The sequence below is a fragment of the Micromonospora pallida genome (assembly GCF_900090325.1).
In the GTDB taxonomy this organism is placed as follows: domain Bacteria; phylum Actinomycetota; class Actinomycetes; order Mycobacteriales; family Micromonosporaceae; genus Micromonospora; species Micromonospora pallida.
Genome location: NZ_FMHW01000002.1, coordinates 2563257 through 2573708, shown reverse-complemented (window position 1 = coordinate 2573708; position 10452 = coordinate 2563257). Strand labels below are relative to the sequence as shown.

Here is a 10452-nt window from a genome sequence, read left to right as displayed (position 1 = left end):
GCTCATGATGTCTACGTCCGCAGACAAGGTCGTCGAGGCGCTTCGCGCGTCGCTCAAGGAGACGGGCCGCCTCCGCCAGCTCAACCAGCAGCTGACCGCTGCCGCCCGGGAGCCGATCGCGATCGTCGCGATGTCCTGCCGCTACCCGGGCGGCGTCGCCAGTCCCGAGCAGCTCTGGGACCTGGTGGCCTCCGGCGGCGACGCGATCGGCGGCTTCCCGACGGACCGCGGCTGGGACCTGGACAACCTGTACGACCCGGACGCCGACCGGGCCGGCCGCTCCACCACCCGCGAGGGCGGCTTCCTCTACGACGCGGCCGACTTCGACGCCGAGTTCTTCGGCATCTCGCCCCGCGAGGCCATGGCGATGGACCCCCAGCAGCGGCTGCTGCTGGAGACGTCGTGGGAGGCGTTCGAGCACGCCGGCATCGCGCCCGCCTCCATGCGTGGGCAGAAGGTCGGCGTCTTCGTCGGGACCGCCGCCAACGGCTACGGGATGGGCCCGCAGAGCGAGGCCGAGGGCACCGACGAGGGCTACCTGCTGACGGGCACCGCCACCAGCGTCGTCTCCGGGCGGATCGCGTACGCCCTCGGCCTGGAGGGCCCGGCGGTCACGGTCGACACCGCCTGCTCGTCGTCGCTGGTGGCCCTGCACCTGGCATGCCAGGCCCTGCGGCAGGGCGACTTCGACCTGGCCCTGGCCGGCGGCGTGTGCGTCATGGCCAGCCCCAGCCCGTTCGTGGGATTCTCCCGGCAGCGGGGGCTCGCCCCCGACGGCCGGTGCAAGTCGTTCGCCGCCGCCGCCGACGGCACGGGCTGGTCCGAGGGCGTCGGCATCCTGCTCGTGGAGCGGCTGTCGGACGCGCAGCGCAAGGGACACCCCGTCCTCGCCGTCATCCGGGGCAGCGCGGTCAACCAGGACGGCGCGTCCAACGGCCTCACCGCGCCGAACGGGCCGGCCCAGCAGCGGGTGATCCGGCAGGCCCTCGCGAACGCGCGGCTGACCACGGCCGACGTGGACGCCGTCGAGGCGCACGGCACCGGCACCGTCCTCGGCGACCCGATCGAGGCACAGGCGCTGCTGGCCACGTACGGGCAGGACCGCCCCGCCGATCGGCCGCTGCTGCTCGGCTCGATCAAGTCGAACATCGGTCACAGCCAGTCCGCCGCGGGCGTGGCGGGCGTGATCAAGATGGTGATGGCGATGCGGCACGGGCTCGTCCCGTCCACCCTGCACGTGGACGAGCCGACGCCCAAGGTGGACTGGTCGGCCGGCGAGGTGTCGCTGGTGACCGAGGCCCGGCCGTGGCCGACGACCGACCGTCCCCGGCGGGCGGCGGTCTCGTCGTTCGGCATCTCCGGCACCAACGCGCACACCATCCTGGAGGAGCCGCCCGCCTCCGACACCGACGGCACGACCCACACCGACTCCCGTCCGGCCCCGGCCGTCACTCTGCCGGTGGTGCCCGTGCTGCTGTCCGCCCGCTCGGAGGCCGCGCTGACCGCGCAGGCGGGCCGCTGGGCCCGGTGGCTGGACGCCGACGAGACCCTCCGGCCGGTGGACGTCGGCTGGTCGTCGGTGGTGTCGCGCTCCGCGCTGGAGCACCGCGCGGTGCTCACCGCCACCGACCGCGAGGACCTCCTGGCCGGCCTGCGTGCCCTCGCCGCCGGGCAGCCGTCCGGCGCGGTGGTCGCCGGGCAGGCGGCCGATCGGGGTCCGCTCGCGGTGCTCTTCTCCGGCCAGGGCGCGCAGCGCGCCGGCATGGGCCGGGAGCTGTACGCCGAGTTCCCGGTCTTCGCGACCGCGCTCGACGAGGTGTGCGCGCAGCTCGATCCGCTGCTTCCGCGCCCGCTGCGGGAGGTGCTGTTCGCCGCCGAGGGTTCCGCCGAGGCGGAGTTGCTTGATCAGACCGGCTTCACTCAGGCCGGCCTGTTCGCGGTCGAAGCGGCGCTGTTCCGGCTGGTGTCGTCGTTCGGGGTGGCGCCGGACTTCGTGGGCGGCCACTCGATCGGCGAGATCGCCGCCGCGCACGTGGCCGGCGTGCTGTCCCTCGGCGACGCGTGCGCGCTGGTCGCGGCGCGGGGCCGGCTCATGCAGGCGCTGCCGGCCGGGGGCGGCATGCTCGCGGTGGCCGCGGACGAGGCCGTGGTCGCCGAGTCCATCGGCACCCTGGCCGACCGGGTCGCCATCGCGGCGGTGAACGGGCCCACCTCGGTCGTGGTCTCCGGCGCCGTCGAGGCCCTCGACGAGGTGGAGCGGCTCTGGCAGGAGCGGGGCGCGCGGACGCGCCGGCTGCGGGTCAGCCACGCGTTCCACAGCCCGCTGATGGAGCCGATGCTCGACGAGTTCCGGGCCGTCCTCGACGGGCTCACCTTCGCTGCGCCTTCGTTGCCGATCGTGTCGAACCTGACCGGCGCGCTCGTCGACGCCGAGGAGATCCGCACGCCCGACTACTGGGTGCGCCACGTTCGGGAGGCCGTCCGCTTCGCCGACGGGGTCGCCGCGCTGCGGAACGCCGGCGTGGACACGTTCCTGGAGATCGGCCCGCGCAGCGTACTGACCGCGATGACCCGGGACGTGTTGAGCGGGCAGGAGCCGGCTGACGCCGACGACGACACGCCGGTGATCGCGGTGCCCGTCCTGCGCGCCGACCGTCCCGAGGCGCGGGCCCTGCTCGCCGCCCTGTCCGAGCTGCACGTCAACGGGGTGCCCGTCGACTGGCCGGCCCTCTACTTCGGCGCTGGAGCGACCCCGGTCGCCCTGCCCACGTACGCGTTCCAGCGGCAGCGCTACTGGCCCGAGCAGATGCCGGTGTCGGTCACCGGCCCGGTCAGCCCGGACGTGGTGGACATCGAGTTCTGGTCCGCGGTGGAGCGGTCCGACGTGGCCGCCCTGTCGGCGCAGTTCGACGCGGCGGCCCTGGACGTCCTGGCCCCGGCCCTGCCGGTCCTGTCGTCCTGGCGCAGGGCGCGGCTGCGGGACGCGGTCGTCGACGGCTGGTCGTACCGGGTGGTGTGGAAGCGGACTGCCGCCCCCGCGCCGGTCACCCCGTCGGGCCGCTGGCTGCTGGTGGAACCGGCCGGCGACGCTCTGGTGACGGAATGGGCCGAGGCGCTCGCGGGGGCGGTGGCCGACGCCGGTGGCGAGGTGTCCCGGCTGGCGGTGGACCCGCTCGCGGAGCGCGACCACGTGACGTCGTGGGTCGCCGGGGCCGTGGGGGACGACCGGTTCTCCGGGATCGTGTCCCTGCTGGGCCTGCTGGACCGGCCGCACCCCGGCCAGCCGGCGGTGCCGCTCGGCACGGCCGCCACGATGGCGTTGGTGCAGGCCCTGCACGCCGCCGACATCGAGTCGCCACTGTGGATGGTGACCCGGGGCGCGGTCGGCACCGGGGACACCGACCCGGTCCGCAGCGTCGCTCAGGGCGGCCTGTGGGGCCTGGCCCGGGTCGCCGGGCTGGAACACCCGCAGCTCTGGGGTGGCCTGGTCGACCTGCCGGAGGGGCCCGACCGGACCGACTGGGACCACCTGGTGGGCGTCCTGACCGGCGGCGGTCACGAGGACCAGGTCGCGGTACGGCCCTCCGGCGTGTTCGTGCGGCGACTGGTCCGCGCCACGCCGGCGGCCGTGGGCACGGTCGAGCGCTGGCAGCCGTCGGGCACGGTGCTGATCACCGGTGGCACCGGGGCGCTCGGCGCCCACGTGGCCCGCTGGGTGGCGGCCAGCGGTGCGGCGCACGTCGTGCTGACCAGCCGCCGGGGCGACCGCGCCCCGGGGGCGGCGGAGCTGCGCGACGAGCTGACCGGGCTCGGCGCCCGGGTGACCCTGGTTGCCGCCGACATGGCCGACCGCGCCCGGGTCGAGGCGCTGCTGCGTGACGTCGACGCGGACCCGGCGCCGCTGACGGCGGTGGTGCACGCCGCCGGGGTGGGCCAGCTCAACATGCTGGCCGACACCGACCTGGCCGGGCTGGCCGAGGTGCTGGACGGCAAGATCGCCGGTGCGGTGCACCTGGACGAGCTGCTGCGCGACCGGCCGCTCGACGCGTTCGTGCTGTTCTCCTCCATCGCCGGTATCTGGGGCAGCGGCGGACAGGCCGCCTACGCCGCCGGCAACGCCTTCCTCGACGCGCTGGCGGAGCGGCGCCGGGCCCGCGGCCTGGCCGCCACCGCCGTCGCCTGGGGACCGTGGGCCGACGGCGGCATGGCCAGCGGCGAGGGCCAGGAACTGCTGGCCCGGCGCGGCCTCAGCCCGATGTCCCCGGCCCAGGCCGTGTACGCGCTGCGCAGCGCGGTGGGTCGGTCCGTGCCGTCGGTGACCGTGGCGGACGTCGACTGGTCCCTGTTCACCCCGGCGTTTGCCGCCGCCCGCTCCCGTCCCCTCCTCGACGACATCGCCGAGGCCCGGGACGCCCTGCGCGTGGTCGACGGGGAACCGGAGGACGCCGCTGGCGGCGGGCTGCGGCAGCACCTGCTGACGTTGCCCCGCGCCGAGCAGGACCGGTACCTGACCGACCTCGTACGGACGCACACCGCCGCCGTGCTCGGCCACTCCGGCACCGACCTGGTGAAGGCGAACCGGGCGTTCAAGGAACTGGGCTTCGACTCGCTGACGGCGGTCGAACTGCGCAACCGGCTCGGCGCCGCCACCGGGCTCACCCTGCCCACCACCCTGGTCTTCGACTACCCGAACCCGGCCGCCCTCGCCGACCGCCTGTCGGCGACGCTGCGCCTGCACGAGGTCGACACCGTCACCACCTGGGGCCCCGCTGGGCCGGTGGACGACGACCCGATCGTCATCGTCGGCATGAGCTGCCGGTACCCGGGCGGCGTGGCCAATCCGGACGACCTGTGGGACCTGGTCGCCACCGGGCGCGACGGGATCAGCGGCTTCCCCGAGGACCGGCACTGGGACATGGGCCGGCTGCTGGCCGTCGACGCCGACGGACAACCCGTGTCGCACACCCGCGAGGGCGGCTTCGTCGATGGCGCCACCACGTTCGACCCGGGCTTCTTCGGCATCTCACCGCGCGAGGCGGTCGCCATGGACCCGCAGCAGCGCCTGCTGCTGGAGGCGTCCTGGGAGGTCATGGAGCAGGCCGGGATCGACCCCGACGAGCTGCGCGGCAGCCGTACCGGCGTCTTTGTCGGCGCGTCCCCGTCGGGGTACGGCACCACCGACACCCCGGCGGAGCTGGCGGGCTACCAGCTCACGGGCGGCGCGCACAGCGTCATCTCCGGCCGGGTGTCGTACACCTTCGGGCTGGAGGGCCCGGCGGTGACGGTCGACACCGCCTGCTCGTCGTCCCTGGTGGCGGTGCACCTCGCCGCCCAGGCGCTGCGCGGCGGCGAGTGTGACATGGCGTTGGCCGGCGGTGTCACCGTCATGGTGACCCCCGGTGCCTTCGTCGAGTTCTCCCGCCAGGGCGGCCTCGCCCCGGACGGGCGCTGCAAGTCCTTCGCCGCCGACGCCGACGGCACCGGCTGGTCGGAGGGGGTCGGCGTGCTGCTGGTCCAGCGGCTCTCCGACGCCCGGCGGCAGGGCCGCCAGGTGCTCGCCGTGCTCGCCGGCAGCGCCGTCAACCAGGACGGTGCCTCCAACGGCCTCACCGCCCCGAACGGGCCGGCGCAGCAGCGGGTGATCCGGCAGGCGCTCGCCAACGCCCGGCTGACCACGGCCGACGTGGACGCCGTCGAGGCGCACGGCACCGGCACGACCCTCGGTGATCCGATCGAGGCGCAGGCCCTGCTGGCCACCTACGGCCAGGGCCGCCCCGCCGACCGGCCGCTGCTGCTCGGCTCGATCAAGTCGAACATCGGCCACAGCCAGGCCGCCGCTGGCGTCGCCGGCATGATCAAGATGGTGCAGGCGATGCGGTACGGCCTGCTCCCGAAGACCCTGCACCTCGACGAGCCGACCCCCCACGTGGACTGGTCCGCCGGCGCGGTGTCCCTGCTGACCGAGGCGCGTCCCTGGCCGCTGGTGGACCGGCCGCGCCGGGCCGCCGTGTCGTCGTTCGGCATCAGCGGTACGAACGTCCACCTCATCCTGGAGCAGCCGCCCGCGCCGACCGGCGGGGACGAGCCGGACGCCGGCGACGAGCCGTCCCGGGCGCCGTCGGTGGTGCCGGTGCTGCTCTCGGCCCGCGACGCGGCCGGGCTGTCGGCGCAGGCGGACCGGTGGGTGAGCTGGCTGTCGGCGGACGGGCAGCTGCGCCCGCTGGACGTGGCCTGGTCGTCGGTGGCGTCGCGGTCGGTGCTGGAGCACCGCGCGGTCGTGTCCGGTGCGACCCGCGACGAGGTGCTGGCGGGCCTCGAAGCCGTGGCGGCGGGCGAGCCCGCGCGCGGTGTGGCCGCCGGCCCGGGCGGGCAGCGGGGCCAGTTGGCGCTGTTGTTCTCGGGTCAGGGTGCGCAGCGCGCCGGCATGGGCCGTGAGCTGTACGGCGAGTTCCCGGTCTTCGCGTCCGCTCTGGACGAGGTGTGCGCACACCTCGATCCGCTGCTGCCGCGCCCGCTGCGGGAGGTGCTGTTCGCCGAGGCGGGTACGGCCGAGGCCGGGTTGCTGGACCAGACGGTGTTCACGCAGGCCGGCCTGTTCGCGGTCGAGGTGGCGTTGTTCCGCCTGGTGGAGTCGTTCGGGATCGTGCCGGGCATGCTCGCCGGTCACTCGATCGGTGAGATCTCGGCGGCGCACGTGGCCGGGGTGTTGTCGCTGGCCGACGCCGCCGCGCTGGTGGCGGCGCGGGGTCGGCTGATGCAGGCGCTACCCGCCGGTGGCGGGATGCTGGCGGTCGCCGCTTCGGAAGAGGCGGTGGTCGAGTCGATTGCCGGCCTGACCGGTCGGGTCGGGATCGCGGCGGTCAACGGTCCGTCGTCGGTCGTGGTGTCCGGGGCCGTCGAGGCTCTCGACGACGTCGAGCGGCTCTGGCGGGACCGGGGCGTCCGGACCCGCCGGCTCGCGGTGAGCCACGCGTTCCACAGTCCGCTGATGGAGCCGATGCTCGACGAGTTCCGTACGGTCCTGGACGGGTTGGCCTTCGCCGCGCCGCTGCTGCCGATCGTGTCGAACGTGACCGGCGCGCTCGCCGACGCGGACGAGATCCGCACCCCGGAGTACTGGGTGCGGCACGTCCGCGAAGCGGTGCGCCATGCCGACGGGGTCGCCGCGCTGCGCGAGGCGGGGGCGGACACGTACCTGGAGATCGGCCCGCAGAGCGTGCTGACCGCGATGGCGGCCGACATCCTGCCCGACGACGACGCCGTGCTGTCGATCGCCGCCCAGCGCCGGGACCGGCCGGAGGCGCACGCCCTGCTGCACGCCCTCGCCGAGCTGTACGTCCACGGCGTGCCGGTCACCTGGCAGCCGTGGTTCGCCGACACCGGGGCACACCGCGTCGAGCTGCCCACGTACGCCTTCCACCGGGAGCGGTACTGGCTGCCGCAGGCCGGCCCGTCGGCTGACGTCTCGGGAGCCGGCCTCGGCGTGGCGCGGCACCCACTGCTCGGCGCGGCGGTGTCGGTCGCCGGCGAGGACATGGTGGTGCTGACCGGCCGGCTGTCGGTGTCGACCAACCCGTGGCTCGCCGACCATGTCGTGTCCGGCGCTGTGGTCGTGCCGGGCACCGCCCTGGTGGACCTCGTCGTCCGGGCGGGCGACGAGGTCGGTACGTCCCGCGTCCGTGAGCTGACCGTGCTCGCCCCGCTCGTGCTGCCCGCCACCGGCCGTGGGGTACGGGTGCAGGTCCGGGTGGGTCCCGTCGACGGGACTGGCAGCCGCTCGGTGACCGTGCACTCCCAGCCCGAGGACGACCCGGAGTCGGGCTGGACCCGGCACGCCGACGGCCTCGTCGGCGCCCCGACGGGCGACGAGCCCACCGTGGGCGCGTGGCCCCCGCCGGGGGCGGCCGAGGTGGACGTGACCGGGTGGTACGAGACGGTGGCCGAGCACGGGCTCTCCTACGGGCCCGTGTTCCGCGGGCTGCGCCGGGCGTGGACCGCGGCGGACACGGTGTTCGCCGAGGTCGTGCTGCCGGACGAGGCGGCCGGGGACCCGGCGGGGTTCGGCGTGCACCCGGCGCTGCTGGACGCCGCCCTGCACCCCGTCGGGCTGCTGTCCGCCGACGAGGCGGGCGGCGGGGCCCGGGTGCCGTTCGCGTTCGAGGGCGTGCAGGTCCACGCGCTCGGGGCGCGGACGCTGCGGGTGCGCCTCACCGCGTCCGGCAACTCGGTGCGGCTGGTCGCCGTCGACGAAACGGGCGTGCCCGTGGTGTCGGTGGACTCGCTGACGCTGCGTGAGATGACCGGCCTGGCGGCACCTCAGGACGAGGCGCACCGCTCCCTGTTCGAGGTTTCCTGGCAGCCCGAGCAGATCACCGCGCCCGACGGCGGGTACGGCTTGATCGTGCTTGGTGACGGCCCGCTCGACGGCGCGCCGCAGCTCCCGGCGTACGCCGACGTGGCGGCGCTGGCCACGGCCGTGACGGACGGGACCGCCGCCACCCCGGCGGCGCTGCTGCTGCCCGCCCCCGCGGCGGGGCCGGAGACGGACGTGCCCGACGCGGTGCGGACGGTCACGGCGGACGTCCTCGGCACGGTGCAGGCGTGGCTGGCCGCCGACCCCCTGGCGGACTCGCGGTTGGTCGTGGTGACCCGTGGCGCGGTGGCCACCGGCACGGACGACCGAGTCACCGACCTGGCGGGGGCAGCGGTCTGGGGCCTGCTGCGCTCGGCCCAGTCGGAGCATCCCGGCCGGCTCGTGCTGGCCGACCTCGAGCCGGGCACCGACCTGGACAACGACCTGCTGGCCCTGCTTGCCGGCACCGCCGACGACCCGGGCCTCGGCGGGCAGCTCGCGGTGCGGGCCGGCACGGCGTACCTGCCCCGGCTGGTCCGCGCCGCCGGCGACGCGCGCACCCCGGCGGCCCTCGGGCAGGGAACCGTCCTGGTGACCGGTGGCACCGGATCGCTGGGCGCCCTGGTGTCCGAACACCTCGTCACCTCGTACGGCGTGCGTTCCCTCGTGCTGGTCTCCCGGCAGGGCCCGGCGGCCGCCGGCGCCGACGAACTGGTGGAGCGGCTGACCGCGCTCGGCGCGGCGGTCCGCGTGGTCGCGGCCGACGTCACCGACCGCGCGCGGGTCGGCGAGCTGGTCCGGGCGGTCACCGCCGAGGACCGGTTGGCCGGTGTGGTCCACACGGCCGGCGTCCTGGACGACGGCGTGGTCAGCGGGATCACCGCCGACCGCCTGGCGGACGTGCTGGCGCCGAAGGTCACGGCAGGCTGGTGGCTGCACGAGGCGACCGCCGAACTCGACCTCGACCTGTTCGCGCTCTTCTCCTCCGTCGCCGGGGTGCTCGGCTCTCCCGGCCAGGCCGCGTACGCCGCCGGCAACGCCTTCCTGGACGCCCTCGCCCAGGTGCGGGCGCAGCGAGGGCTGCCCGCGGTCAGCCTCGCGTGGGGCATGTGGGACACCGACGGGATGGCCGCGTCGATCAACGACACCGACCGGGCCCGGGTCAGCCGGGCCGGTCTGGTTCCGATGACCGCCCCGGTCGGGCTCGGGCTGTGGGACGCCGCCCTGGCCCACGGCGGGACGGCGCTGGTCCCGGCGGTGGTCGACCTGCCCGCCATGCGGGCGCAGAGCGCCGCCGGTCGCGTCCCCCCGATGCTGCGCACCCTGGTGGGAACGGCCGCGAAGCGCCGCCGCTCCGGCACCGGGGGATGGGCCGACCGGCTGGCGGGGCTCGACCCGCAGGAGGCGCGGACGCAGGTCGCCCTGCTGGTGCGCGGACTGGTCGCGCAGGTCCTCGGCCACAGCGGCGCCGACCAGGTGCCGGCGGATCGGGCGTTCCGGGAACTGGGCTTCGACTCGCTGACCGCGGTGGAGCTGCGCAACCGGATCAACAGCGCGACCGGGCTGCGGCTCACGTCGACGCTCGTCTTCGACTACCCGACCCCCGGCGCCCTGTCGGAGCACCTGTACGAGCAGCTGTCCGGCCAGGTCGCCGACCAGCAACAGGCCGTGCGGGCGACGACCGTCGACGAGCCGATCGCCATCGTGGGCATGGCCTGCCGCTACCCGGGCGGCGTGACGAACCCGCAGCAACTGTGGGACCTGGTCGCCGCCGGGTCCGACGGCATCGGCGAGTTCCCGACCGACCGGGGCTGGGACCTCGACCGGCTCTTCCACCCCGACCCGGACAACCCCGGGACGTCGTACACGCGGCATGGTGGTTTTCTGTATGGGGCGGCGGAGTTCGATTCCGGGTTCTTCGGGATCTCGCCGCGTGAGGCTCTCGCGATGGATCCGCAGCAGCGGTTGTTGTTGGAGGCGTCGTGGGAGACGTTCGAGTCGGCGGGTGTGGACCCGGCCCGGCTGCGGGGCAGCCGGACGGGCGTCTTCGCCGGGTTGATGTACCACGACTACGCCTCCGGCGTGCAGGAGCTGCCCGA

1 protein-coding gene (cut by a window edge) is annotated in these 10452 nt (G+C 75.4%); it reads left to right on the top strand.

Annotated elements, in window-relative coordinates; all coding sequences use genetic code 11:
• Positions 1-7 precede the first annotated feature (7 nt).
• Positions 8-10452 carry the start of a type I polyketide synthase gene (locus GA0074692_RS10610; protein WP_091642601.1) on the top strand. The gene runs 19408 nt beyond the window's last position, so 10445 of the gene's 29853 nt are visible here — the first part of the coding sequence; its start codon is at positions 8-10; its stop codon lies beyond the right edge, outside the window.